General features: G+C 63.3%; 25 protein-coding genes. 7 read left to right on the forward strand and 18 right to left on the reverse strand.

Annotation, left to right across the window (positions count from 1 at the left end; translation table 11 throughout):
* On the reverse strand, nt 1-2,787 hold the full coding sequence (locus AC3D24_RS08870) for a TonB-dependent receptor domain-containing protein (protein WP_489029910.1): 2,787 nt from the start codon (nt 2,785-2,787) through the stop codon (nt 1-3).
* Here AC3D24_RS08870 and AC3D24_RS08875 point away from each other — a divergent pair, their 5' ends adjacent.
* Together AC3D24_RS08875 and AC3D24_RS08880 are read left to right on the forward strand one after the other, a co-directional pair.
* Nucleotides 2,788-3,576, forward strand: coding sequence for an RNA polymerase sigma factor (locus tag AC3D24_RS08875; RefSeq protein WP_489029912.1), 789 nt, complete (start codon nt 2,788-2,790; stop codon nt 3,574-3,576).
* On the forward strand, nt 3,509-4,498 hold the full coding sequence (locus AC3D24_RS08880; RefSeq protein ID WP_489029914.1) for a FecR family protein: 990 nt from the start codon (nt 3,509-3,511) through the stop codon (nt 4,496-4,498). The genes AC3D24_RS08875 and AC3D24_RS08880 overlap by 68 nt, the downstream gene beginning before the upstream one ends.
* A 159-nt stretch (nt 4,499-4,657) precedes the next feature.
* On the opposite strand, the gene AC3D24_RS08885 is transcribed toward AC3D24_RS08880, so the two are convergent.
* Entirely contained in the window at nt 4,658-6,268 is a 1,611-nt protein-coding gene (locus AC3D24_RS08885) for a M28 family peptidase (RefSeq protein ID WP_489029916.1), read from the reverse strand.
* 270 nt (nt 6,269-6,538) lie between these two features.
* On the opposite strand from AC3D24_RS08885, the gene AC3D24_RS08890 reads away from it, so the two are divergent.
* The 3 genes from AC3D24_RS08890 (at nt 6,539) to AC3D24_RS08900 (ending at nt 8,295) form a co-directional block, all read left to right on the forward strand.
* Nucleotides 6,539-6,637: a hypothetical protein gene (locus AC3D24_RS08890; protein WP_489033112.1), complete on the forward strand. Its 99-nt coding sequence runs from the start codon at nt 6,539-6,541 to the stop codon at nt 6,635-6,637.
* Between the two features lie 79 nt (nt 6,638-6,716).
* Complete coding sequence (locus AC3D24_RS08895; RefSeq protein WP_489029918.1) at nt 6,717-6,923, forward strand: hypothetical protein; 207 nt, start codon at nt 6,717-6,719, stop codon at nt 6,921-6,923.
* A 109-nt stretch (nt 6,924-7,032) separates the two neighbouring features.
* Nucleotides 7,033-8,295 carry a PQQ-dependent sugar dehydrogenase gene (locus AC3D24_RS08900; protein ID WP_489029920.1) on the forward strand — a complete coding sequence of 421 codons (1,263 nt, stop codon included), beginning with the start codon at nt 7,033-7,035 and terminating at the stop codon, nt 8,293-8,295.
* Between the two features lie 9 nt (nt 8,296-8,304).
* On the opposite strand, the gene AC3D24_RS08905 is transcribed toward AC3D24_RS08900, so the two are convergent.
* Both AC3D24_RS08905 and AC3D24_RS08910 read right to left on the reverse strand, forming a co-directional pair.
* On the reverse strand, nt 8,305-8,544 hold the full coding sequence (locus AC3D24_RS08905; protein ID WP_489029921.1) for a hypothetical protein: 240 nt from the start codon (nt 8,542-8,544) through the stop codon (nt 8,305-8,307).
* 197 nt (nt 8,545-8,741) lie between these two features.
* Nucleotides 8,742-8,933: a hypothetical protein gene (locus AC3D24_RS08910; RefSeq protein ID WP_489029923.1), complete on the reverse strand. Its 192-nt coding sequence runs from the start codon at nt 8,931-8,933 to the stop codon at nt 8,742-8,744.
* Between the two features lie 140 nt (nt 8,934-9,073).
* On the opposite strand from AC3D24_RS08910, the gene AC3D24_RS08915 reads away from it, so the two are divergent.
* Complete coding sequence (locus tag AC3D24_RS08915) at nt 9,074-9,286, forward strand: hypothetical protein (RefSeq protein ID WP_489029924.1); 213 nt, start codon at nt 9,074-9,076, stop codon at nt 9,284-9,286.
* A gap of 477 nt (nt 9,287-9,763) precedes the next feature.
* Here the strand turns inward: AC3D24_RS08915 and AC3D24_RS08920 are convergent, their stop codons facing one another.
* The 6 genes from AC3D24_RS08920 to AC3D24_RS08945 form a co-directional block, all read right to left on the reverse strand.
* On the reverse strand, nt 9,764-9,988 hold the full coding sequence (locus tag AC3D24_RS08920; RefSeq protein ID WP_489029926.1) for a hypothetical protein: 225 nt from the start codon (nt 9,986-9,988) through the stop codon (nt 9,764-9,766).
* Between the two features lie 1,400 nt (nt 9,989-11,388).
* Nucleotides 11,389-11,523 (reverse strand): hypothetical protein, encoded by a 135-nt coding sequence (locus AC3D24_RS08925; protein ID WP_489029928.1) that lies wholly within the window; start codon nt 11,521-11,523, stop codon nt 11,389-11,391.
* Between the two features lie 115 nt (nt 11,524-11,638).
* Nucleotides 11,639-12,667: an OmpA family protein gene (locus AC3D24_RS08930; RefSeq protein ID WP_489029930.1), complete on the reverse strand. Its 1,029-nt coding sequence runs from the start codon at nt 12,665-12,667 to the stop codon at nt 11,639-11,641.
* A 137-nt stretch (nt 12,668-12,804) separates the two neighbouring features.
* A complete protein-coding gene (locus AC3D24_RS08935) occupies nt 12,805-13,452 on the reverse strand; it encodes a TadE/TadG family type IV pilus assembly protein (protein ID WP_489029932.1) in 648 nt (215 codons plus the stop codon).
* Nucleotides 13,449-14,045: a TadE/TadG family type IV pilus assembly protein gene (locus tag AC3D24_RS08940; protein WP_489029934.1), complete on the reverse strand. Its 597-nt coding sequence runs from the start codon at nt 14,043-14,045 to the stop codon at nt 13,449-13,451. The genes AC3D24_RS08935 and AC3D24_RS08940 overlap by 4 nt, the downstream gene beginning before the upstream one ends.
* The gene (locus AC3D24_RS08945) at nt 14,042-15,973 is read right to left on the reverse strand and encodes a pilus assembly protein TadG-related protein (RefSeq protein ID WP_489029936.1); all 1,932 of its coding nucleotides are present in this window, start codon (nt 15,971-15,973) and stop codon (nt 14,042-14,044) included. Before AC3D24_RS08945 ends, AC3D24_RS08940 begins: the two co-directional genes overlap by 4 nt.
* An 824-nt stretch (nt 15,974-16,797) precedes the next feature.
* Here AC3D24_RS08945 and AC3D24_RS08950 point away from each other — a divergent pair.
* Complete coding sequence (locus tag AC3D24_RS08950; protein ID WP_489029938.1) at nt 16,798-17,427, forward strand: hypothetical protein; 630 nt, start codon at nt 16,798-16,800, stop codon at nt 17,425-17,427.
* Nucleotides 17,428-17,659: 232 nt separating this feature from the next.
* Here the strand turns inward: AC3D24_RS08950 and rlxS are convergent, their stop codons facing one another.
* The 8 genes from rlxS to AC3D24_RS08990 all read right to left on the reverse strand — a co-directional run bounded on the left by rlxS (nt 17,660) and on the right by AC3D24_RS08990 (nt 24,736).
* Nucleotides 17,660-19,624 carry a relaxase/mobilization nuclease RlxS gene (rlxS, locus tag AC3D24_RS08955; RefSeq protein WP_489029940.1) on the reverse strand — a complete coding sequence of 655 codons (1,965 nt, stop codon included), beginning with the start codon at nt 19,622-19,624 and terminating at the stop codon, nt 17,660-17,662.
* 267 nt (nt 19,625-19,891) lie between these two features.
* Entirely contained in the window at nt 19,892-20,269 is a 378-nt protein-coding gene (locus AC3D24_RS08960) for a hypothetical protein (protein ID WP_489029942.1), read from the reverse strand.
* Between the two features lie 242 nt (nt 20,270-20,511).
* On the reverse strand, nt 20,512-21,081 hold the full coding sequence (locus AC3D24_RS08965) for a lytic transglycosylase domain-containing protein (protein WP_489033113.1): 570 nt from the start codon (nt 21,079-21,081) through the stop codon (nt 20,512-20,514).
* 23 nt (nt 21,082-21,104) lie between these two features.
* Nucleotides 21,105-21,689 (reverse strand): S26 family signal peptidase, encoded by a 585-nt coding sequence (locus AC3D24_RS08970; RefSeq protein WP_489029944.1) that lies wholly within the window; start codon nt 21,687-21,689, stop codon nt 21,105-21,107.
* A complete protein-coding gene (locus tag AC3D24_RS08975; protein ID WP_489033114.1) occupies nt 21,682-21,915 on the reverse strand; it encodes a helix-turn-helix domain-containing protein in 234 nt (77 codons plus the stop codon). The genes AC3D24_RS08970 and AC3D24_RS08975 overlap by 8 nt, the downstream gene beginning before the upstream one ends.
* Nucleotides 21,916-22,072: 157 nt before the next feature.
* Nucleotides 22,073-22,372 carry a DUF736 domain-containing protein gene (locus AC3D24_RS08980; RefSeq protein WP_489029946.1) on the reverse strand — a complete coding sequence of 100 codons (300 nt, stop codon included), beginning with the start codon at nt 22,370-22,372 and terminating at the stop codon, nt 22,073-22,075.
* 974 nt (nt 22,373-23,346) lie between these two features.
* Complete coding sequence (locus AC3D24_RS08985; RefSeq protein ID WP_489029948.1) at nt 23,347-23,805, reverse strand: DUF2958 domain-containing protein; 459 nt, start codon at nt 23,803-23,805, stop codon at nt 23,347-23,349.
* On the reverse strand, nt 23,762-24,736 hold the full coding sequence (locus AC3D24_RS08990; RefSeq protein ID WP_489029950.1) for an ArdC family protein: 975 nt from the start codon (nt 24,734-24,736) through the stop codon (nt 23,762-23,764). The genes AC3D24_RS08985 and AC3D24_RS08990 overlap by 44 nt, the downstream gene beginning before the upstream one ends.
* Between the last annotated feature and the right edge of the window lie 403 nt (nt 24,737-25,139).

Consider the following 25,139-nt stretch of genomic DNA (forward strand, 5'->3'; position numbering starts at 1 on the left):
TCAGAACTCGACCGACACGCGGCCGTAATAGAAGCCGCCGGTGAATCCGTAGGCGCCGCCGGTGGAATAGAAGCCCGCGCCGGTATTGACGTTGGTCGCGGTGTCGTTGCGGTCGGGGTAGGTATTGAACAGGTTGTTCGCGCCGACCGCGAGGTTCAGCTGCTCGGTCGCCTGCCACGCGACTTCGAGGTCGGTGATCCACTTCGCGCCGAACGACCGATCGCTGACGACCGCGTTGCCATACGCCTTGAACCCGCCGTAGCGGACGACGCGCGTGCTCAGCGAGAAGTCGCCCGCGGTCGCGACGTTGCCGATGAACAGCTTGGTCCGCGGCAGGTTGACCGTCAGGTTGCTCCGCGACAGCCGGTCGAACAGCACGTAATCCGCGCCGAGCGACGCCAGCGCCGCCGGGTTGTCCTTCACCCCGGTGATGATCGTCTTGTTGTAGTTGTAGCCGAGGTTCCACGCCAGGTTCGCGACCTCGAACAGCGGATGGCGATAGGTCGCGACGACGTCGATGCCGCGCGTCCGGGTGTCGATCGCGTTGGTGTAGTACTGCGCGCTGATGTCCGGCGACTGGCCGTTCGTGACCAGGATCGCCGACACGGCCGAGCCGGTCAGCGTGCTGGTGATCGCGATCCGGTCCTTCACCTTGATCTGATAGCCGTCGATCGTCACCGTGAGCCGCTCGAGCGGCTGCAGGACGATCCCGCCGCTGAAGTTGGTCGATTTCTCCGGCGTGAGCGGTTCGGCCCCCAGCGCGACCGCGGCAGGCGATCCGACCGGCAGCGTCTTGATCTGCAACAGGTTCAGCACCGGCGGATTGCCAAGATTGCGGAATTGCCCCGTCGTCGACGCATAGATCTGCTGTGCGAGCGCCGGCGCGCGGAACCCCGTGCTCACCGCACCGCGCAACGCCACCCACGGCGTGATCGCATAGCGCGCGTTCAGCTTGGCGATCAGCGTATCGCCGCTTTCGTCGTCATAATGCTCGTAGCGCACCGCGCCGCCAATCGTGATGTCGCGCGTCGGATCATAGGCGACGTCGAGATAGCCGGCGAAATTGTTGCGCTTGATGAAGCCTGCATCGTCGGGCGTGAACCCGGCCGCGCCCGACGCGCCGGGCGATGGTCGGCCGAGGCTGCTGGTGTACGTTCCCGCCGCATAGCTCGCGGGTTCGCCCTGCTTGATCTGATAGCTCTCGATCCGGTGCTGGATGCCGGTCGAAACCTGTAGGTTGCCGCCGCCGACCTTGTAGCCGCGCGTCAGGTCGAGCGAATTGACCGCCTCCTTCGACACCAGCGTACCGACATAGAATTCGGTCTGGCTGGTCGGCCCGAGCGAGGCGTTGATCGTGTTGTCGGCATTCTGCCGCGAGCGGTTCTTGCCGAGCGTGCTGCTGAAATCCCAGTGCCAGCCGGCGACGACGCCCTTCGCGCCGACCGCGAACTCGTAATCCTCCTCGGCGATCACGACGCGGGGATAGAAGCCGTTGGGGTAGACACCCGGCAGCGCGTTGGCGTTGGTTGCCGGGCGGTACGTGTAGTTCAGGTCCGACTTGCGCTGGCCGTACGTGCCAAACGAATAGAGCGTGATGTCGCCCAGATCATAGCCGGCATTGTAGCTGCCGTTGATGCTCTCCTGCGGCATTGCGCCATAGTTCGACGTCACCTGACGATCGATCGTCGCCTCGCGCGGATCAAGCTGGCCACCGACCAGGGGGTAGAGCCGGATCGTCGAGGCGATCGGCTCGGCGCGATTGGAAGCGAGCTGCTTCTTGGCGCCGACCGCGACGTTGAGAAAACCGTTTTCCCCCAGCTTGGTGCCGATATCGAACTCGGCACGGTAAAGTTCGCCGTCACTGCGGTCCATGTTCTGGCCTGCGCTGGCGGTCGCGAAGCCGCCGCTCGACGACTTCTTCAGAATGATGTTGATGACGCCGGCGATCGCGTCCGAACCATATTGCGCCGCCGCACCGTCACGCAGCACCTCGATATGGTCGACCGCCGCGGTCGGGATCATGTCGAGATCCGCCGGTACCGAGCCGTTGTAATATGTCGACACCGCGTTGATCAGCGACGTCTTGTGGCGCCGCTTGCCGTTGACCAGGATCAGCGTCTGGTCGGGGTTCAGCCCGCGCAGGCCGCCGGTCGAGATCACCGTGGACGTGCCGCCGCCCGCACGAGACGGCAGGTTGAACGACGGGATCAGCGTATTGAGCGCGGCGAGCACGCCAGACCGTCCAGTGCGTTGTAGGTCGGCGCCGCCGATGACGTCGATCGGCGTCGGGCTGTCCGCGACCGTCCGCGGCTGGCCGCGCGATCCGGTGACGACGATATCGCTGCCGGCATCCTCCTGCACCTGCGTCTCAGGGCGCGCGGGCGGCGTCGGCGCGGCATCGCGACGCTGCACGACCTGCCCCGCCATTGGCCGCGTCATCGCCGCCGCCAGCGCGACCGGCCGCACTGCAGCCGTGTCGGCGCGCAACGCGACATAGCCGTCCTTGATGACGACGATCTTCAACGAGGTGCCGCGGATCAGCCGTGTCAGCGCATCGCGTGGCGACATCGCTCCGCTGACGCCCTGCGATCGCAGTCCGATGACCTGTTCATAGGGGTAGAGCAGACGCAGCCCGGATTGCTGCGAGAATTGTGCGAGCGCGGCCTGCACCGGCTGCTCGGCAATCCTGAAGCTGACCTCTTGCGGCTTGGCGATTGCGGCGGTCGGCAGTCCGACGACGACAGCACATCCGGCCAGGCTGCGTGCGACAATAGAGAAGGCTGGCATGTGGCGAAGATCCCCCGATCCGTAGCGTCCTGCCCCTTCGAACGAGTTGCCGATAAAAACCCGCCACCCGTCGTTCACGAAATTTTCAGACTGTCTCGCCGCCTTTCACGGGTCTCCACGCACTGGACAGGATCGCGGCGGCGTGGTTTGTTACGAATCGAAGACGCTTTTAGGAGAGGCAACTCGAACGCCCGGGAGTGCGTCGTGGCTGCCGATATCGATCGATATACCTGGTTCAAGACCGTCGTGCTGCCGCACGAACCGGCGCTGCTAGCACGGTTGCGCCGGATCGTCCGCAACCGCGACGACGTCGAGGATCTTGCCGCCGAGACGATGGCGCGTGCCTATGCCTGCGCCGATTTTACGCGGATCGACCGCGGCCGCGCCTTCCTGTTCCAGATCGCACGCAATCTGATCATCGACATCGCGCGGCGCGACAAGATCGTCTCGTTCGACGTTGTCGCCGATCTCGACCTTCTTCATGTCGACAACAGCGTAGAAGCCGGGCTTCATGCGCGCGACGAACTCCGCCGGCTGAAGGTGATCGTCGACACGCTGCCCCCGCAATGCCGCCGCGTGTTCCTTTTGCGGCGCGTGCACGATCGTTCGATGACCGAGATAGCGGAAGAATTGGGTCTGTCCGTTTCTACAGTCGAAAAGCACCTGACCAAGGCGATCACCCGCATTATGCAGGCGATCAGGGACCGCGAGGAAGTTGCCGTTGAACGTTACGACCGCGCAATCGAAGAGGTCCGAGATCGACGCGGAGGCGGCGCGACTGGTCGCTAGCCTCTCATCGACCCCTGATCCCGCGCGCGAACGGATCGCGATGGATTGGGCGGGCCAGAGCCCTCTCCACGCGATCGCCCTAGCCCGGGCGGAGAGCGCGTGGGAGACCGCAGGTCGGCTACGCGCGGTCGCTCCGCAGGGCGACGCCGTGCGCGAAAGCTCGCACCCTACCGGCCACTGGATCGCCAGGCCGACGCATCGACGTACGCTGCTCGCCGGCCTGCTCGCCGCGAGCGCGGTAGGCGGTATCGCGACGACGCTCGCACTCGGATCACGCGACGAACGCTACACCACCGATATCGGCACGCGCCGATCGGTATCGCTCACCGACGGCAGCCGGATCGACCTTAACACCGGCTCGGTCATCGCGGTCGCGTTCGAAACCAGCCGCCGCGTCGTCCGCCTGTTGCAGGGCGAGGCGATGTTCGATGTCGCGCATGACGCGGAACGCCCCTTCTACGTGCAGGTCGGCGGCAGCCTGCTCCGCGTGCTGGGCACCGCGTTCAACGTACGGATCCGCCCCGAACTGGTCGAGCTGACCGTCTCCCGCGGTGCCGTCGGCGTCAGCTACGGCGCGAAGATGCTGCGCACGGTAGCTGCGGGCTACGGCGCCGCCATCCGCGGTGGGGTCGCGGAAACCAACCATCTGGGCGAAGCCATCATCCAACAACGCACTGCCTGGCAAGAAGGCGTGATTGAACTTGACGGCGATACCCTCGAACAAGCCATCGCGGAATTTAACCGGTACCGGCGTGCGCCGATAGTTCTTAGTGATAATCGCCTTGCCGCACTACGCGTCGGAGGACGTTTTGGCACATCCGATTCGAAGCAGTTCATCGACGCCGTTCAACAAAGCTTTCCTGTTCGAATGATCTCAAATAACGATGGCTCGATACTTCTCACCCCACTACCAATGAGTTAGGTGCAACGTCCCATCGCTTGTAATTTTAACTTACCTAATTTCCTATGCGACCCAATACCGGAATTTAACGCGAGTCCACGCGCTTACTAACAGCAGACACTCGTTCAACTTGCCAGTTATGCGTCGCAAGCAAGCGTGGCTGCGAGATTCTTCTTTTAATTAAGGCTGTCGGGCTGCTTGCGACTTTGCTCGTTCCGCAGCAAACAGCTCAGCCGCGGACCAGCTGGGCCAACTGCGTCCCGTGGCGATTTCGCGACCGAGCCCATAGGCAACGCTGCCCTCCTGCGCGGCGCCCGTCATGTCCCAGCGGGGATCGAATTCGTCGCAAGTCTGATGATAGCATGCCGCGTTGTAGCGCGCGCGCACCCGCTCCCCGGCAACCAGACCACCATTGATAAGATCGCGGCCTGCACGGAAATACACACCGGGCACGCCCTTCTGCGCCAAGGCGTAGTGATCAGACCGGTAGTACCAGCCTGCCTCGGTGTTCTCCTCGGGCACGATCTTGAGCCCTTGTGCGGCAGCGACGCGCGCTAGGTCGGTTTCCAGCGGCGTCCTGCCGACACCGATCAGCTCGAGATCACGCGTCCGGCCCAAGACCACATGCGGATCGAGATTGAACTGCGCCGCCGTGATTGCGAGCGGCAGTACGGGGTGATCGGCATACCAGCTTGCGCCGAGCAGCCCCTTCTCTTCTGCCGTCCACAGGGCGAATACTACCGAACGCCGGGGTCGCTTCGCATTCGCGAAGGTGCGAGCGATCTCCAATAGTGTCGCTGTCCCAGTACCATTGTCGATTGCGCCGTTGCGGACGCGGTCCGCGGGCGGATCGAAGGCGTTCTCGCCATATGCATCCCAATGCGCGCCGTAGAGCACACTGCCAGCGGCAGGATCAGTGCCGGGCAGGATACCGACGATGTTATGGCTGACGACACGGTCAAGCGAGACAGTCGTCGACGCGGTGAGATACGCGCCCTTGAGTTCGACTGCCCCAAAATCGGCCTTCTGAGCGGCGAGCTTTGCGGCGGCGTAATCGAGACCACCCTGTTTGAGCAGCGCGATGCCGATGTCATTGCGCATGGTTCCACGTAAACCAAATGCAGCGGGCACGCTGCCGTTGTCGAGCGCATATCCCGGGACGGCATCGCCCTTTGCAAGTTGAAGCCAAGGGTAGCTCGACGGGAACGTGTCGTGGATCTGGAAGAACGCGGCAGCACCGCGTTTCTGCGCCTCGGCAAGCTTAGTACGCGCTGCGGGAGATGAAGCCCGGCCACCGAAGCCGAGATCGCGCCCCGCCTCGACATCCGGATCGCCCGCGAGCGCCACGACCACCTTACCGCGCACATCCACGCCGCGATACGGATCATAGCCGAGACGCGGTTCGACAACGCCATAGCCAATGAAGACGATGGCTGCGTGGTCCAACCCGGCGGTACCGACGATCCGCGAACTGGCCGCGACGTCGGTGCCGGGTGTGAGCGCCCGCTTGGCGCCTCCCAGATCAAGTGTGAAACTGGCACGATCGCGAGTCCAGCGGAGCATCGGTACGGTCTGGCGATATCCCTCATCGCCGCCCGGCTTCAGGCCAAGCTGCTTGAAGCGAGCATCAAGGAACGCGAGCGTTACTGTTTCGCCCACCTGCGTCGGTCCACGGCCATGGAAATCATCGGCGCTGAGCGTGCGAACATCCGCCTTGATCCGGGCGGCGGACAGGATCGGTGGTGCCGGATCGGTCGCGGCGGTGAGGCTGAGGAGGACGAGGGGAAGCAAGCGTTTTATTACAACAGGATGACCGCGAGCCGGCACTGACACAAGCGCGAGACGACAATGAATCGGACTTCATCACCGCGCCGTTCGTTCGGCACATGAACTTTGCGAGGTACGCAATCATGGACTACACCAAACTCGGTACCACCGGCCTTGACGTATCGCGGTTGTGTCTCGGGTCCATGACCTTCGGAATCCCCAGCCGCGGCAATCGCCTGCACACTCGACGAGGAAACCAGCCGCCCCGTCCTACCGGCAGCCGTCAACGCGGGGATCTACTTTTTTGACACTGCCAACGTCTACTCGGATGGTACGTCGGAAGAGATCGTCGGTCGCCCAGCGCACATCTACTCGTCCCCCGGTTTCACCTGAACCGGCATGACTGTGCGTGCCGCCACCCAGCACCCCCCCCCCAAAAAAACCCGACGCAGCATGGACGCCGGAGCAGGTCGTGGCGCTGCTGTTCGAGCGGGTCGCGGCAGCTGATTTCTACATCCTTTGCCCGGACAATGAAACCATGCCCGAACAAGATGCGAACCGTATCGCCTGGGCGGCCGGCGACCTGATCGAGAACCGTCGGGCGTTGTCGCGGTGGCGTTCGCCTGGAAGGACGCATTTGAGCGGTTCATGCAAGACTGACCGGCCGTCGCTTTCCTGAACCGGTCAGAATTTGCCAGCCGACGAACGCATACTACAACACCCGCGGAACCCCCTGCCCGTTCCTCGAAACCGATCGCCATAACAGCCCCCCTATCGAAAGGTCGACGATGCTCCGTCTCACTCTGATCGGTTTCGCCCTGGTATCGCTCGCGGGGTGCGGCTCGTCCGCCACGACCGCGACGCCCGAAGTGCAGCCGGCTGCCCCGCCGGTAAACTATGGTGCATCGACGCCCGCCAAGGTCAAGCCGTTCAAGGCGACACCGGTCGCGACATTCGACACTCCCTGGGCGCTCGCGTTCCTACCCGACGGCGCGATGCTCGTCACCGAGAAGCCCGGTTACCTTTGGATGATTCAGGCCACCGGTACCAAAACCGAAGTCCGCGGCGTACCGGCGGTGCATGCCAAAGGCCAAGGCGGGCTGCTCTTCGTCGCGACCGCGCCGACCTTTGCTCAGGACCGCAACGTCTACCTTACCTATTCCGAGCCGGGCGAAGACGGGGACGGCCTCGCGCTTGCGCGCGCAACGCTCGGAACTGTGGCTGGCAAGCCGGTGTTGCAAGGACTTCAGGTGATCTGGCGCCAGCTTCCTCGCGGTGCGGGCGGCCAGTTCGGCGGGTACATCGCCTTCTCGCCCGACGGCCAATGTCTGTTCCTCACCTCGGGCGAGCGCCAGCGCTTCAGTCCTGCGCAGGACCCGGACCAGGCGCTTGGCAAGATCCTGCGCCTGACGCTCGACGGCAAGCCCGCACCGGGCAATCCCGGCGCGGGCAAGACCGGCAGGACGACTATTCCCGTCTTCGATCCACCGGCCAATACCGGATCGGTCGCTACAGCCCCAACCCATAATGTGACGATCCCCGCCCTCAATCTGACTCCGGCAGAGACCTGGTCGACGGGTCATCGCAACGCCTACGGTCTCGCCTTCGACGCACAAGGACATCTGTGGGAGACCGAGATGGGACCACAGGGCGGAGACGAACTGAACCTCATCGAACCCGGCAAAAACTACGGCTGGCCGATCGTGTCCTACGGCAAAAACTACGACGATACGCCCATCACGTCGCCCGCCGGCCGGCGCGAGTTCCAGGAACCCGCGCTGTACTGGAACCCGGTTATCGCGCCCGCTGGCTTCACGTTCTACTCCGGCAACATGTTTCCTCAGTGGCTCGGGTCGGCCTTCGTCGGCGGCTTGGCCAGCACCGCGCTGATCCGCATCGCCTTCGACGGCACGACGCCACGTGAGGCCGAGCGCTGGGACATGGGCGCACGGATTCGTGCGGTGATGACTGGCCCCGATGGCGCGCTCTGGATACTCGAGGACGGCACTGGCGGCCGGTTGTTGCGGCTTACAACGACGCGGGGCGCGTGATTAACTGAGTCACGTCCGCCCCGAAAAGCGCAGGTCCGACGCTGCCAGGTCGCTGCGAATTTGGGTCAGCCCCTGCAATCGGCCGTACAGCCCGATGTTCGCAGCCCCGAGCGATCCGCTCGGGTTCAGTTCGGTTTCCCAGCGGGGCCGCTCGCGGGTGCCGGTCAGCGTGTCGCCATCCAGAAAGTCCAACGCCGGTAAATCACTCCGCAACGACAGGCGATCGTCGAGCCGCCACGTAGTGGTCATCAACACTAGATTTGCGGCCTTCGCTTGGGCGCAGCAGGCGGCGGGCTGTCATTCGTTGCCGCGCTACGGGCGGCTGCGGCGGTGGGCCTCGCCTGGCGCACCTGTAGCTTCATCCGTGCCGGTACCGGCCACGTCGGTCGCATCGGCTGCGAAGAAGTAATCCAACGCCGCGAGCCAAACAGCCCGCGCCAACGCTCTCAGATTGGCTTCGCACCGGGCGTGCCGCACTTAGCGAACTTGCCGTTGGCCGCCTTGCACCGAACCGTCTTGGCTGGGTCTCGGCGCGGGCACTTGGTGAAGCGGCCCTTTGCGTCCTTACGCGGCGCGGCGAATGACGGCGCGCCAGCTAGCAGCGACAGCGTGGCGGCAGCGAAGAGCAGTTTACGCATCTGGCATTCTCCTGCCCGAGTACCGGGCTAGGTAAAACTGCGTCGCTCGGTGCCGGCCGTCATCCGTCGCGGCCGAAACACCGTGGACACTTATACTTCCGTCGGCCGTTGCCACCATCCACGCCGGGAGAGCGACGTTGATGAAAGATCGGATTGTAGCCGTAGGCCTGCTGACCCAGCGGGATCTGGACGTTCTCGGCGCTGGGTTTCACCGGCTGTTTTCAGTCGCCGATGATAACGACGAAGAAGACGGATTTGCTGACCTGCTAGCGCAACTCGACAAGATCGACGCGATAAGGCTTGATCGAGAGGCGCCCAACGAGATCAAGACGCATTTACCCAACAACCGATAGGCTACTCGACCGACGGCGCGAGGAGCTTCGTCGGTTGCACCTCTGGTCGCCGGGGGTCTTTCAACAGCTCAACGAGACCTTGGCCTTCGAAGATGAACGGAGGAACCCGCCGGTCTGGCATCGAAACCCGCACTCCATTCAGCGCGCCAGTCCGGAGGGTTCGCAGCCCGGCAACTAGCGCTGCTAACGTGCCCTCGCCGATGATGACGGTCTCACCCTGCCGGCGTTCGACAGCGACTGCGTTCTCGTTCCACAGCGGCATATTGATCCCCCAAACCGATTTTCTGATAGGTCCGAGGTCTAGTCGAAACGGAGCCGGAATGGTTTTAATTCGTGCTGATCTGTAGCAGGTCCCGATACTGTCATCTCGTGGTGCACGCGCGTCTATTGCTGCGTCTCATCCGACGGGACCGCACCCATCGTCATCGCCAGCAGCGACGGGCCGCGTTGTTCGTCATCCAGCTTCAAGGGCCGAACTCAGTGCGAGATGTGTTTCCCGGCGGACTCCACGCGTTTGCGCTTCAGCTGTGGGATCGTCAGGTTGGTGTCGTTCTGGATTACCGACGCGATCGACAGCGCGAAGAAGTCGATGATGTCGCCCGCGACCAGCTCTTGGTCGGCCGATTTTGCCGCCAAGTACTGCATCACGATGGGCATGATCTCCTGAAACAAGTCGATCTTGGCTTGGTCGTCTACGGTCATGATGGTGCGGGCATGCTAGCGTCCTGCGTTCATGAGATGTATTGCTCAACGCGGGGAAGCGAAAGGCGCGGTCGATCGGTCCCGCCAGTATCGGAGCCACGATGAACCACCCTCGGGAATGGTTTCGGCCCAAGGTCGTAGGCATCGGCTGGACATCGCGCACTTGGGAGGGCTGGGCGATCATCGTTGCCGTGGTTGCAATCGGTGTAATTGTCGGGCGATTAGATCCGTGAGCCAGAGACCTGCGTCGGCGCGGCTGTTCCGACTCTTCCTCATCAGGACAGAGCGATAGGGCCATCACATGTCAGTTCCGACCAACTCTGCGGCGCTCCGGGTCCGAACCAGCTTCAGCCGCGTTCGGTGATTGATCGGAAATTGAATGGCGGACGACAGCGAGCGCAGAGCCACGAACGTTGTGAGCCAGAACGGTGTGGTATTCATAAGCGGGGCCGTCATCCCCTTATCGATGTCGCCAGAAGATGCTCTGGCCCTGTCGGATCAGTTATTCAACGCGGCCACTACAGCTGTTGGGCAGCAAGCGATTGCCAAGCTTCGTTCCGGCGTAGAGTGGATATGATCAACCCTCGGTCGGAGCCAGATTAAGTTCACGGTGACCCAGTCGCGCATCATCGGCAAGCGCTAGCAGCGCGGCTCGCATTGATTTGACTGCCTCGCGCTTCCCGGTAGCGTTGTCGCGCGCGCCCAAGACACTAACCAATTCATCGCTCGTCAGAGCACGGCCCAACAGGCGCTCATAGTGCGGAACGAATTTGCTCGGCTTCATCGCCGTGACATATGTCAGCGCCGCGCAATAACCTAATGTTACGCGCCGAACTCAGGCCCTCCTTGCCCGGAATACAACTGGCAAAAAAATGGCCGGATTCACCCGGCCGAAGTTCTTAGGAGAGGATGCCTGAAAGGCCTCACCTTAATGCTGCAACGCAGTACGTCGCACAAACGCAGAAATTGAAACCGAGCGTTGCTTTTTTTCGTTTTGCCCCAAGTGATTGACCTGTGGGTCTGTCCGTGCGTTCGTCGGATCGTCGCGGCGAGCTTTCTCTTTCGTGCTCGTCACACGCGTTCGTCGCGACAATGTTTCAATCTGGGATTCCTGGGTATTGCTTCCCGCACAGGTAACTGACAATAATCAGTCACTGCAGCGGGTTGAGCTTTCCCAAGACGCCTCCCCGCTGCGGTGCTCCCATTAGCTGGCTTCCTGCCGGGCATCGATCGCGGCAGTCGTGGAGTCTACCTGCTCCAACGCAGCGAGTCGCTCAGCTGGCGTTGGTGCATACGCGCTGCCAGTAGATCGCGTTCCGCCGGCGACATGGTGAGGCGCGCGCGCGGCGCGTTCCGGCGAGAGGAACGGGAGCGCTGCCTCGGCAGCCCCGGCGATCTGGTCATACGTGGCCTGTGCCCGATCGATCGCCGCCCCGATCTCCCCCAGAATGCCCGGTCGACGCGGTCGGCATCGTCGCGCAGCTAGCGAGCATCATCGACGCCGCGCTCAAGGCAGCGGTCAGTGATCTGTTCATGGCAATCCTTAGTGAGCTTGAGCGCGCTTACAAAAAGACTGGGCCTCAAGCAGTCCGCCGCGCATCCACGCGGCAAATACGCAGGCAGCAACTACCGTGACAATGCTGCGAGATGTCAGACCTTGATCAGCTCGACGCGACGATTGGCAGCCTTGCCGGCCTCATCGGTGTTCGCGGACGCCGGGTTCAAGCGCCCGAAGCCCTTAGCCTGAAGCCGGTTCGGCGCGATGCCACTTGCGACGAGCGCGGCCAGCACGGCCTTTGCGCGACCGTCCGACAGCGTGACGTTGTGGCCGTCCGACCCGGTGTCGTCGGTATAGCCGTTGATTGCAAGCTTCAGCGTCGGATCGGCCTTAAGCAGCGCGGTCACTGCATCCATCTGGTCTTTCGAGGTCGGGAGGATCTCAATTCGGTCGGTCGCAAAATTGACGTGGATGATGGCCTTTCCGGTCGTATCCAGCGCGGTCTTCAACTGATCCGCGGGCAACAGCGCCGCGGTCGTCACGAAGGGCTTGGTCTGGACGACGGCCAGCGACCCTTGCGCGGTGTTGGTCGTATAGTGGATCCAGATCGCACTGTTCGGCCGGCGGATCACCCAGGTCTCGGCCGGATCGTTCCAAACGTCGCCGAGACCCATCGCCATCTCCTGGCGGGTGGCGCTGGGCAGGCCGTCGAGAAGCGTCTTCGGGATGTCGGACTCAGTGATTTTGACCGCACCGGCCTGCTGAAACAGCGCTTCGAGATTGCGCTTCAATTCGTAGGTCGAGAACGCCTTTTCGTCATGATTGACGATCGTGGCCATATAGGTTCGACCTTCGACATCCTCGAACGCGGTGCCGGTCCAGAACAGGAAATGCCCGAAATCGAGCGACCGGGCCTTGTTCTGCGGTTCGTATCCGGCGGGCAAGCCGAAGAACGGGAACTTGCCGAGCGGTGCGTTCGAAATCGGGACATTGTCGATCGAGAAGCCCGCCTTGGTCGGCGCAGGCGCGGGGACGGGGACGGAGTCAGCGGTTGCAGTGGCGTTGGCCGTTGCCGCCGAAGCACCCGCGGTGTCGGCGATCTGAGCGCTATCGGACGCCTTTTGTCCGCAACTGGCAGCGAGAAACGCAACAGGTAGCAAGGCGAATGTAATCTTGTTCATACGGCTCCACCTTGTTCGGACGCCGGTAAAGCCAATAACTAAGCGGCGAGCAAGCCGAGAAGCTCGGTCGTTGCTCGCCGGTTTCGATCATGAAGTGCTTCTGCCGCCGTGCAATACGGCGAAGCCGCAGGTGAGATCTAAAGTCCGCTTTGCGTCAAGCAATTGCTTTTGGCAGGGAATTTCGTGTCCGGCGTCGGTGTCTGGAAGTCCTTGCTGCGCGCCTGGAACATCGCGATGCGGGTGAAGTCGACCGGCAGCGACAGCATGCGGAACGGGATGTCGCTGAAGATCGGGCGGTATCGGTATGTCACCTGGACGTGGAACAGGATCTCGTCGAGCAACAGCTTGCGGTCATTCGGCAAGGTTGCGAGCGCGACAGTACGGTTGCAGCCGACCTGAGGGCTGACGATGTACCCACCGTCGAAACGCTGCCACAGCATGCGGTTCTCGATCGTGCCGTCGTTGTTCGTGTCCGTGCCGCGCACGCCGGTGATGACGATCCGGCCGTAATTGCGCAGGTCGAAAGGGCGCGCGGTCAGATCCAGCGCGCTGAACAGGTCGTAAATCTGCGCTTCGCCGATGCCGACGTCGCCAGTGCCGCTCTGCGCGACCAGATCGGCGCTCATCGCCGCCAGCCGCTGCACGCGGTTGTTGGCCATAATGTAATTGGCGAACTCCACCGCGGTCAGCACGAAGCCGAGGAACAGCGGCAGCATCAGCCCGAATTCGATCATCGCGACCGCACGGCTGTCGCGGACCGCACGCAGGAACGAGCGCCGAATCACGACGCCGCCTGTACGACGGCCTCGTTGCGGACGACCGTCGACGCGGACAGCGGGATCACCCCGCCGCTATAGCCCATCAGATTGCCGACGAACCCGAACAGCACGCGCTTGGGAAATCGCACCGTATAGCTCACGACGTCGCCCGGACCGCCGAGCGTACTCCCGCTGACGGGCTTCGCGGTATCCCAGCTGCCGCTCTTGTTGCGATCGACATAGGGTTCGCCGAAATCATAGCGACCATTGCCGTTGGTGTCGGTGTAGATCTCGGGAAACGCGGTGCTGAAATCGCGGTACACGGTTGCCGTGATCGTGATCGCCTGGTTCGGCGCAGTGCCGAAATCGCTCATCGTCTTGGCGATGCTGGCCCGCATGACGGTGTCGCGCTTCGCTTCGCCGGATTCTAGCGACGCCGTCGACAGCCGTGCTGCCTCGGTCACCGCGCCCTCCAGGACGACGCGGGCGAACAGCATGTGGCCGAGCTCGATCGCGCCGCAGATCAGCGTCAGCATCGCCGGCAGGATCACGGCGAACTCGACGATTGTCACGCCGCCGCGATCTCCGCGCAGCCGATCGAGAATGGCTAAGCGGGTCATTGGACGAGATGCAGATCGACGAGTTCGGACGCGATATCGTCGAACGCGGCCTTCAGCGTGGCGGTATCGGATGTCCGGTAGACATGGCCAGGCGCGCACTGCTCGAACAGTTTGATGGTGTTCGTGTCGGTCGTCGTAAGCGCGACGATATACACCTTGGGCGGGTTCTCCTCGGCCTGCAGCGACGCGCACGTCTTGGCAAAGCGCCGTTCCGACTGGCCGGTCAGGCCGCCCCTGCTGCTGGAGATCGGCGAGTCCCCGTAATTGCCGTAGAACGTCCAGGTTCGATCCTCATAGCCGTTCTGGTTGGCGCCGAGCGCGGTCTCGCCGTCGGTCATGAACACCAGCGCACGCTTCGGCGTATCCTGGCCGCGCGGCGGCGTCCGGCTGAAGACGTCGTCGCGCACCAGCAGACGGTAGCCCCACAGCAGCCCGGCATGATGCAGCGTGCCGTTGGCCGGATAGATCGCCGCGTTATGTGAATCGATGATGTCGTTGTAGAATTGCTTGGTCCGGCCGTAATCGACCTTGGTCGCGGCGTCGGGGCACTGCCAGTTGGGCGACGGAAACTCGGTCTTGTTCTTGGTGCTATTGTCTTCGCTGCCGCCGAGAGGATTGATTGAATATTCGGTCGCGTCTTTCCACCAGCTTCCGAACTGGGGGATCTTGTCGTAGCGCACCTTGAACTGCGTGCCGGTCCGCGCCGCGAAGTTCCATGCCATCGTCGTTGGATCGTAATAGCCCCCGTTGTCGGCACGCACGATGACGTCGTCGTCCATCGAGCCCGCGCCGTTGTTCAGCCCAAGATATGCGTCGTAGAACGACTTGCGGTACGGGTTGTTGGCGAACTGGTTGGCGTAATAGTCGTAGTTCAACATCTGATCCGAATAGCTCGGGTGCAGCTTGTAGAGATTGTTGTTCGGCTCGACACTCGCGACCTTGTAGTACGCGCTAGCGGCATTGGCCTTCGCGTTCCCATCGGCGCCGTTCGCGGCGAGCGCAGGCACGTACATCGGCGGAATGAAATAGGGGCTGACCGGCGGATGCGCGCCTTCGCCCGGTAGCGTGCGATCGATATCCCATGCACCGGCTTCCTTGAACGTCAGCGTCGAATTGAGATCCTTGACGGTGTCGTCGTCGAACACGCAACCCTTCCAGCCCAGCTTGTTGCTCGGCCAGGTCCCGCCATAATAGTTCGCGATCGGATCGTTGAAGCCGAACATCTGCCGCACCGAAGACGGCCGCCAGTCGGTCAGAAGCTTTCCCACGTTCACGGTAATGTCGTACATGATGTACCCCATCGCCAGATCGCTTCGCGTGTTGCTGCCCTGGAACAGGATGTCGTTGAAACTCTTCGCCGCGTCCTTCAGCGCGGTGATCCGCGTCTTGACAACGCCGTTGGAATCGCGCGGCAGATTGGCCTTCAGCGATCCGGTATTGTCGAGGACCATCATCACTTCCAGCGGATGCGGCTGGATCGCAGCCTTCGCGGTCGCGCGGATCGGTTGTTGCAGGAACCCGAACAGCCGCATGAACGACATCGGCAGCGTCGCGGTCGCGACGACGGTCGTGGTGTTGATATCACGCACCACGGTGAAAGTCGGCGCAAGCGCCAGGTTCGACACGCCCATGTAGCTGTCGGGAAAGTTACCGCTGAAATACGCTTGGACCTGATTCTCGCGCGAATTGGCGGCGGTCCCCGAAATCGCGAACGCCCGCGCGCCTGCCAGCGCGGCGGCATCGACGCCGGTCTGGAGCTGCGATTTGACGATGTAGATCCTTCCCGCGTCGATCGCCGAGCCCAACGCGGCGATCGCCGGAATCAATCCTGCAGCCATCATCGCGATCGCCGAGCCCCGCCGATTGAACGCCAATCGCGACAAAATCCCTCGGCACGCCTCTGGCGCCCCCTTCCGGCTGATTTGCACCCCATCCCCCTGCGATCGTTCATTTTTAGTCTATTAAGACCCGAAATGGATCTATCGCAGGCGTTGGTTAATTTTCTTGGCTATATTTCGAATTATTACAGTGTGGCCTGCCAGGTGAGTTGATGGTTCCGCTACGGAAGTTGCGGCCCCGCGTGGTTACGGCGGCGTCTGAGATGGCCCGATCGAACCGACGCGACATTGCGATCTCGAAGAGTGGCATCAAAGGATGATTGCCATCGGATCTTGCCGAAATTCCGCTCACATCGAATGCGGCTCCCGATTCGGTTTCCGGCTTTGCCATTCTCGTCGATGTGCTGCTATCGACGGCCGATGCTCAAATCACGGAGCAACCGGCGATGCGCCCAAGCTTAGAAGCAGAAAGATTGCGTCGATCGCTAGCGCGGCGGTCGAAAGTACCGACCGGTAGGGGCTACCGAGCCCCCTGCCATGTTGCCGAGAAAGCCGGCGATGCCGTTAGAGAGGAAAAGCGGTGCTGAAGACCGCACCCAAGACTGTTGCAAAAAATGATAGGTGCATTTTAGGCAATCTATGTCGTGAGTTTAATATTCAACACTAATACAATTCGAACTACCTAGTGCGATATATTATGGAGATTCCGTAACGAAATGCTACGATCTCCTCAGAAACACTTTCGAACGCCTAGTGTTGCGAAGGACAATGCGATACGTGCGAACGGGGAGAAGCAACAACCGCGTCGTTGCGCGATGCACTGTACCTGACGGCCGCTCACTGGCCCACGCGGCGGTCGCGTCCGGGGTGGTTGTCCGGCGGGATCGATATTGGCGTCAGTATCGCACGGGTGAGTGCCGCCCACTTTCGAAGTTGCCCACGACACGGTATCGATCGTCATGGCCCGGGCGCAGAAATTGAAAGTTTACCGAACAGCTGCAGGCTTCGATGACGCTTATGTCGCCGCGCCCAGTCAGAAGGCCGCTCTGGCTGCATGGGGAAGCGAAAAGGACCTGTTCGCGCGCGGTGTAGCGGAGATCGTCACAGACCCCGCCTTGACAGCGGAACCGCTGGCATCGCCGGGCGTGGTCGTGAAACAGTCTCGCGGTACGACAACCGAGCAAATCAAAGCCATGCCGGATCGCCCGGCGCCATCATCGCGCAAAGACGCATCGGATGACGGTGCGAGCCTAAAGCGGTCTTGCAAACGCACGCCAGCGGCAGCCGTAACCTCTGCACCCAAGCCGAAGCCCAGCAGTGGCAAGCGCGACGCCGCCGAACGGGCGCTCGATACGATTAGAACTGGGTATGACCGCAAGCTGAAAGCGCTGGCGGATCAGGAGGCAAAGCTGGCGCGAGAGCGACGGAAGATCGAAAGCGCGCGACGCGACGACATGGGAGCGGCCGAAACGGCCGCCGAAGAGGAACGTCGAGCCTATGACGACGCATTGCGCGAATGGCGAAAGTCAAAGAGCGCCACGTAGATCCCCGAGATCCGTGGCCATGTCATATGCCATCGGGCATGCTGTGCTCGATGCGCACTGGCAGGACGGTTGCCCATTCTCACTGCTGGCGTCGGTCTTATCGCGCCTATGATTACAGGCAATCTATACCTTGGTACGTCCAGCGAGCACTAAAAATCATAGCGATACATCGAGCGGCATGCACCGCGGGTTTGAAGCCAATCACACCTGGGCGGGCCCTGTGCAGACACGATCATGAAATCTCAGGCCCGGCCCGGTCACGACCAAATCGCCAATTGATCCCGTCCGCGCGCATGATCCCGCCCACCTGGTGGTCCAACTGCTTTTCGAGCGCCGGTCGCCAAGGCACGAGCGTGAACTCCCGGCTCTTCTCGACCAGTGCGAACTTGCCGCTGATCAGGTCAACCTTGCGCGCGAGCCGCCCCTCGATCCTATCGCCGGTACGGGCCTCAGCGAACGTCTTGCCTAACTCCTCGGAAAGCTGCCCGGCCACGCGTAGCAACTCGCGGCGCTGGAGGACCGCGAGCGCGTTTGCGCGCAGCCTGACGGCGTCACCATCACGGTCCGCCAATTGCTGCTCCACCAGCCACTGCCGTCGCACCGTTACGACGGAGCGTACCTCATGCCCAAACCCCGCATCGCGGAGCGGCGTCGGCATGCCCGATGCGAGTTCTCGGTCCAGCCATGTTACGGCATCGATGCGGCCGAGACGTTCGATGGGGATCGTGGACACGGTCTCGATCGCCATTGGCTGGTCGCGCAGCAGGCGCTGCTCATAGGCCGCAGCGCGATCGACATGATCAGCGGCGATGATCCAGGTGCCGTTCGGTTCGCGGTCCACACCCGCGCCGGAGCGACGCATCGCTTCAAGCCGCCGCACATGCGTTTGTGCAAAGGTCTCGGTGGCCGAGGGATCGTGGCGAAGATGCAGGTCGACCGAATAGCGCCCCTCATGCGCCGCCGCGATGGCCGCGACGGTGCTATCAGCCTGACGCGCCCCAGCTTCGTGCGCGCTGACACGCACGATCGAGCCTTCTGGCGTCGCACCGGTCGCGTCGCCACGACCGATATCGATATAGTGGACGCGGCCATCGACACCGTCGACCATGAGATAATGGCGGTCGCGATGCTCGTCGGAAAAGCCCCGATTGATGACGCGCCCGACGATCGGCTTTGCGTCGCTGCCGGTGATCACCTGATCGCCCCAGGCGCGGTCCAAGCGGCGGCGGGTGAGTTCGCGCTGCATCGTGCGAACGATGTCGCCGCGCTCGCCCATGTCGCGCAGCGTATCCTCCAGCCCGTCGGCGAACCGGTAGCGGCCACCGCCAATATCGTCGGCAAGGCCCATGGTTTCCAGCCTGCGCAACCGGCCCACCTGGATCGACTGCTGGAACGGGTCACGGTCGGCGGCTGTGACGATCCGATCGGTATCCATGCGCCGAAGCAGGCGACGGTCGATCGCGGTCAGTCGCTCCTGGCCGACGTCGTGACGCAGTCGCTCTTCGATTTCCCGGTCGGTACGCGGCCCAAGATCGAGCGTGACCAGCTCGGCGGCACGCTCGCGGAAGCCGTGCGAAATATACTCGCGTGCGATGATGAGATTTTGCCCGCGATCATCGACCCCGCGGAGCATGACATGGGTATGCGGTCGCTCGGTATTAAAATGATCGACCGCGACCCAGTCGAGCTTCGTCCCGAGGTCTGCCTCGACCTGCGCCAGCAACCGGCGCACATAGGGTTTGAGGTCGAGATATTCCGCGCCATCTTCTGCCGAGACGATGAACCGGAACTGGTGACGATCCCCATTGCAGCGTTCGAGGAACGCCTTGCCATCGGCAGAATCGCGATCGGATGAATAGAGTTCACCAGGCGCGCCATCGCGGGTCACGCCGTCGCGCTGGATGTAGCGAAGATGGGCCTTCGCCGTTGCCATGCCCTTGGTCCCCAGTCGCACCAGTCGCGTCTTCACCACCGCGCGGCGCGACCGGAATCCGGCGAGCCGATCGCGACTGGAGAGAAGCCGGCCAACGCTTGCCCCGCGCCCGATCCGACTGCCATCAAAACGGCGCGCCTGCACGCCGGTTTTTGTGCCTGCCAGTCGGGCTGCGACGACGACGCGACCGACATAGTTGGCGGTACGCTTGCCGTCCTTGCCACGGATGCGGCCAAGGCGGGGTTCGAACGGATCCTCGATCATGACGTCAGCGCGGGATCTAGAGCCGGAGTCTCGCGATTTGCGAGCCGGAACGGCGGAATTCGGCCATTCGCCATACCCGCGTCTCCCAGCGGGAGGTCGATATCTCGCGCAAAAACGATGTGCAGACAAAGACTTGAGGCCTGTTGCGAGACAGTGCCTTTATCTTGTCCTCCCTGCCCCCTTTCCCAAACCGCTCCCCGACGCGCGAAGACAGCCGGAACACGATGCCTGTCCGGCACCGCATCACGGCCTGAACGATCATGCCGATCACGCATCCGCGAACGCCTTGCGTGCATCATCGGCACGACCGAAGGCGTTTTTGCCTGTCATGTCGTGCGCGTTTCCATCGCCATCGACGCTCATCACCGCAACGAACCACACGTCGTTGAGCGTGCCGAGAATACGCACCCGGTCCAGCTCTCGTCCGTCGTCATCGGGACTTTCAAAGGCGCCGATCCAGCGTTCGCGCACCCTCGCCTGCCAGTGAAAATCGCTCTGTTCCGCGTCGAAGTAGCGATGCGCCAACGCCGCGCCGGCGCCCGGTCCAAACTCAATGTCGAGCGTAAACACCAGCGCAGCCATCGTTCGATCCGACGCGACCGAGATGGGATGAATCATGGTCATGAAAGCCTTCTTCTTCGTCATCCTCCGATCGAGGACGTGTTCTGGAGGACGGCCGGCGGGGCGGTTGTCAGGGCCGCGAAACGCAGTGAAGCGCCGCGTCAGCGGCGGCGGAGGAACCGATTTTGTCGCGTTGGCAACACATAGGAATGCGCGCGCAGCGCGCTCCCTTCCGCGGCAAAATTGGAGGGGCCGCCGGCCTTGAGAACCGCTCCGCCGGCCGTCAGGATAGGACGACCCAAGACCAGCCCTCCCCCCGCCCGCGATCATGGCACGACAGCCCGCACCGCGAAGAGCGATGGTTGTGACACGCCATCCGCCGTCGGTTGAGGACCCGCAGACCCAGCATGACGGATCGCGAACAGGATCGGCGGCGGCAGGGCTGTTGGCGCCAAACGCAGCGGATCGCCCCCACTGACCGTGTCGAGGTAGGCGATCGTTTCGCGCGGCAATGCCGCCCGTCCGGCAAGATAGGCAGCATAGCGGCGTGGCCCGGCATTATAGGCTGCGAACAGCCCGGGGTAGCCAAACCGGTCGTACATCAGCCGCAAATAGAGCGTGCCGGCGAGGATATTGTCGCAAGGGTTGTCGGGATCGATACCCAGAGAGAGCCGATCGCGCATATTAGCCCAGGTCTTCGGCATGAGCTGCATCAGGCCGATCGCGCCTGCGCGACTGCGGATCGGCTGGCCACCAAGCGTGGTCCTGCCACCACTTTCGGCGCGCATGACACGTTCGATCCAGCGCATCGGCACGCCAAACCGGGTCGATGCAGACGCGATACAGGACTGCCAGCGATCGACGTCGTGCGCATGCGCCGGTGGGACTGTCAGCATGCCTGTGGCAACGACGAACCGGGTCAGCGCGCCCATAGCAAGCGCGCCTTCCCGATCACGTCCTCGCGTTCGGTCGACCCGAAATAGCGCCCGTCGAACGACGCTGGATTGTCGGTCATCAGCAGAAAGAGCTGGTGTCCCCTGAGGTGAACGCATCCGCTCCACCACGGCATGGCGCGGCCGTGTCCGTCGGCGATGCGGCGCTGGGCGATCCAGTGCCCGTTGAGGAATATGGTCTCGCCCAGCGCGCAAATCTCGTCCCCGGCAGAGGCCGCGACATGCTTCACCAACGGGACGTTGGCGGGGAGATAATGGCGGACGGCTGCGAGCATCCGGTACCGCGCAGGCATCCGTGCGATCACCATGTCACCGCGGTTGATCGATGCGCCGGGCGTTACGGCATAGAGCCCCAGCGGGGCGCTGGCACTTGCGTTCCAGACAAGGCGTGGCCGCGGCGGCGCGACGATCGTGAGGCCGAGCGCCACGATCCCGGCGGTGCTGACGACGACCCAACACTTGCGTTTGCGATGCTTCAGGCGCGCTGCGCGCACTGCGTCGCCCCAGGCGAACAGCGGCGCATCGGACGCGGGGGCGGTACGCTTAGCCATGCCGCACCTCCCGTGTCGCCTGCTCAGCCGACCAAGCGTCGAGGTCGTCGATATGATATTGGACGAAGCGGCAATGGCGGCGAAAGATCGGCCCCTGCCCCTTCACGCGCAACCGTTTCAGCAGCCGACTCGATATCTTGAGATAGGCCGCTGCCTGATCGGTGTTGAGAAAGGGCGAGCCGCGTTTGGCGCGGTTCGCCCGTTCGATCGTATCATCGCTATCCATCATGCGTACCTCCAAGCGACGGCGGCGTGCCGTCGGCGTCCCTGGGGATGGCGTGCGCGACACCGGTTGCGGAGCGTCGAAAACCGGCATCCCCGTTTTCGACACAGCCACAATGGGAAGAATGCCCCGCGCGTCGGCGCGCGCGGGGCACTCGGGTTCAGCGCGACCAGATGAGCTTGTGCTCGCCGTCATCGCTCTGGATGAGCGTCGCGTAGATCGGTGCCGGGAACGACGGATCGTCAAGCTTGAGGCTCAGATATTGTGCGCCGGTCTCGCGCGCCGTCTTCGTCCAGGCTGCCCCGAATTCGACGCCATTGGCGCTGACACGGTGGTCGGGGGACTTGTCTGTGTCGTGCTCGCAGGGGCGGATCGTTGCCTTGACGCGGAGCGTCAGGGTCCGGATTTCGCCGGTGTAGACGCCGTTTTCGCCGCGGGTGAAGCTGCCAATCTGTGCCATGTTAACCTCCTTCATGTGGTGCGATGCCGCCCGATGCGGCCTCGACAGGCGGTCGATCAGGCGGGCGGAGGACGGTCCCGCACCCCGTTCGGGGTCCCCATCGCCTCTGCGCGATGGGGTGGGCGAAGGGCCGAAGCACAGCGGAGGACGGCCAAAGCCGGGCTTCTTGTCTCGCGAGGAAGGCGAGGGGTAGCCGAGCCGGGGAAGAAGGTCGGCGACGCCGTTGCGGGACCGGCAGACCCCGCCAGACCCGCCGAAAGAGAGGTCCGTTCAGGGCGGCAGCCAGGCATGCAGGCAGGAATGGCAAAGGCGCCTGCCACGCGCGACACACGGCCCGGCCACACGCGAATTGCATCGATGCTGAATGCGCTTGGCGTGCCCGCCCCCAATTGCCGCGATACTGTCACCAACCAACGCCGCGGACCCTGGCTGTGCGAATGACGTGACCGTGGGACCATCGGCGCCAGGTCCGACTGGCCGGTGGTGAGCGAACCTTGATCACGTAGCGTCGTTGTCCGGGAACACACCGCGATCGGGCCTATGCGGAACCGCGATCGTTTCGGAATTCTGGCCGAAGGACCAGAACCTATCACGCGTCGTGCGGGGTGTTGTGACCGTCCAGCACGGCGGCCGCCGTGACGGCAGGACCAGTGCTGTATCGACCGTCAATGGCAACGATTTCGGCAGCGACATCGTCCGTTCAGGGGTGACTTATCGTGCCTTGGCGGGCGATCCAAGCCGACCTGGAGCGGGCCGATACAGCGAAGGGCATCGCGGTTGAGGTCGAGCGCGTCGGCTGCCCGACAAATGCGACCGAGGCGCAAAAACGACGATTGGTTAGGAGTCCTCAAAGCCGCGCGCCGCTGCCATCCCGGCAGCGGCGCGCGGCCGAAATTCGAGGCACCGCTGCCGTCGATCTCGAGCGTCGGCGGCACCGGCATGTTGACGTTCCGACGGTGGCGGCAATGCCTGCGTCATCCACCGCCAGGCGAAAGGTCGGGATGAGACTCGATCTGGTCTGCACCGCGCAACAGCGATTCCGCCCTCAGGATTGAGCCGGCGTGCCGCGCGGTCTCGAGCCAGACAGTCAGGGGATGGACGCTTTCGAACGACAGGTCGCACTCGATGAACAGACCGAAGGACAAGCATATGCTGGCGATTTCGGCCAAACGGAAATAGCCGAATTCCGGGCAGCCGCAGCCGAGGTCGGCCAGCCCGAACAGGGTGTCGCCATCCTCGCCCAGTTCAGTCGCCAGCCATGTCGCCGCGCCGACCGGCGAAAACAGTTCGACACAGGTGACGGGTCGAACCGTTCGCCGTTCTGGTCGTAAACGTCGTGGAACATAGCATTGGCGCGCAGCGCGAAACGATCGTCGGGGGTCAGGCGGATCATGCCCCGATCCTCCCGCCCTGCCCGGCTGCCTGCGCCTCATGGTGCCGCGCCAGCAACCAGTCGGCGGCCTTGGTCGCGGCATTGGCGGCGCGGAAGATCGCGCGGTTGTCCTCGCGCAGCACCTCGAGCCATGATCCGATATAGTCGGCATGACGGACGGTGGGCACGATGCCGAGCGTGGCGCAGAGGAACGCCGACCCCATCTCGGCGATCAGTTCTTCGCGCGCGTAGTCCTTGCTGCCAAAACCGTTAGTCAGGTCGCGCCCCAGCCGGCTGGCATGGCCCGTGGCATGCGTCAGTTCGTGCAGGCACGTCCGGTAATAGTTCACCTGATCGAAGAAGGCGGGCTGTGGCGGAACCCGCACGACATCGAGGGAGGGCACATAAAAGGCCCGCGTTCCACCAATCCGGAAATCGACACCCGATGCGGCAATTACCTCTTCGGCGACCGGCACGATCTCGCGCTCGGGCAAGGGTACCGGATCAGACGCCAGCTCGGCGCGAAGCCCCTCGCACTGCGCGACATTGAAGACGGTAAACCGCTTGAGGAACGGGATAGCCCTGGCCTCGTCGCCGTCGCGCGCGGCGCGTTCCTTCTCGGTCTCGGGGGTGAAGCGGTCGGCATAAACGACAGTGGTGCCCCGCTCGCCCTTGCGTACGCATCCGCCGGCCTCCTGGGCTTGCCGGAAGGTCAGCCAGGATTGCGACGGCCAGCCATGCGCGATGACGGCACCCCACAGGATCAGGATGTTGACGCCCGAATAGGCGCGCGCGGTCGACGCGTTGCGCGGTAAGCCCGGCCCGGGGCCTGCCCCGGCGCTCACACCCCACGGCTGAACCCAGGGAAAGCGGCCGGCTTCCAGCTCTGTGATGATCCGCCCGGTCACCTCGTCGTAGAGATTGGCGCGATCGGTTGGAGCTTGGCGCTGTCCGCGCTGTCCCGCGGCACAGTTTTCGCGTTTCGGACGCATGACTATCCTCCTGCCTGCCCCAAAAAGCACCATGGCCTCCCCGGAAAGCGGGGGTGGGCGGCAAGATGCGACCAGAGAGGTCCGCAGGAGCGGACGGCGGCACCCGAAGGGGCGTAATGCAATGGAGCACCCCAAGCTGGGCGCCGGGGTTGCCGCCGGCCGTGGCGGACCTAGCCGGGAGCGCCGCCCAGACCCGCACCACCGGGAGAGGCCCGATCCAACGCCGCCGCGCCCGGCGCGGCGACTGCGTTGGGCCGGCCCCTGGCCGGCCCGGATGCGTCAGCGATCGCGACCTCTGGCCGAGACTCGCTTCGCGAGGCTTGGTGGCGAAGGCCTGGCCGAGCCATAGAGCGCGGTCGCGCGTCAGCGCGAGGCGTCACGTCGAATTTCACCGAACATAATG

The organism is Sphingomonas sp. SL1004 (genome assembly GCF_057815015.1).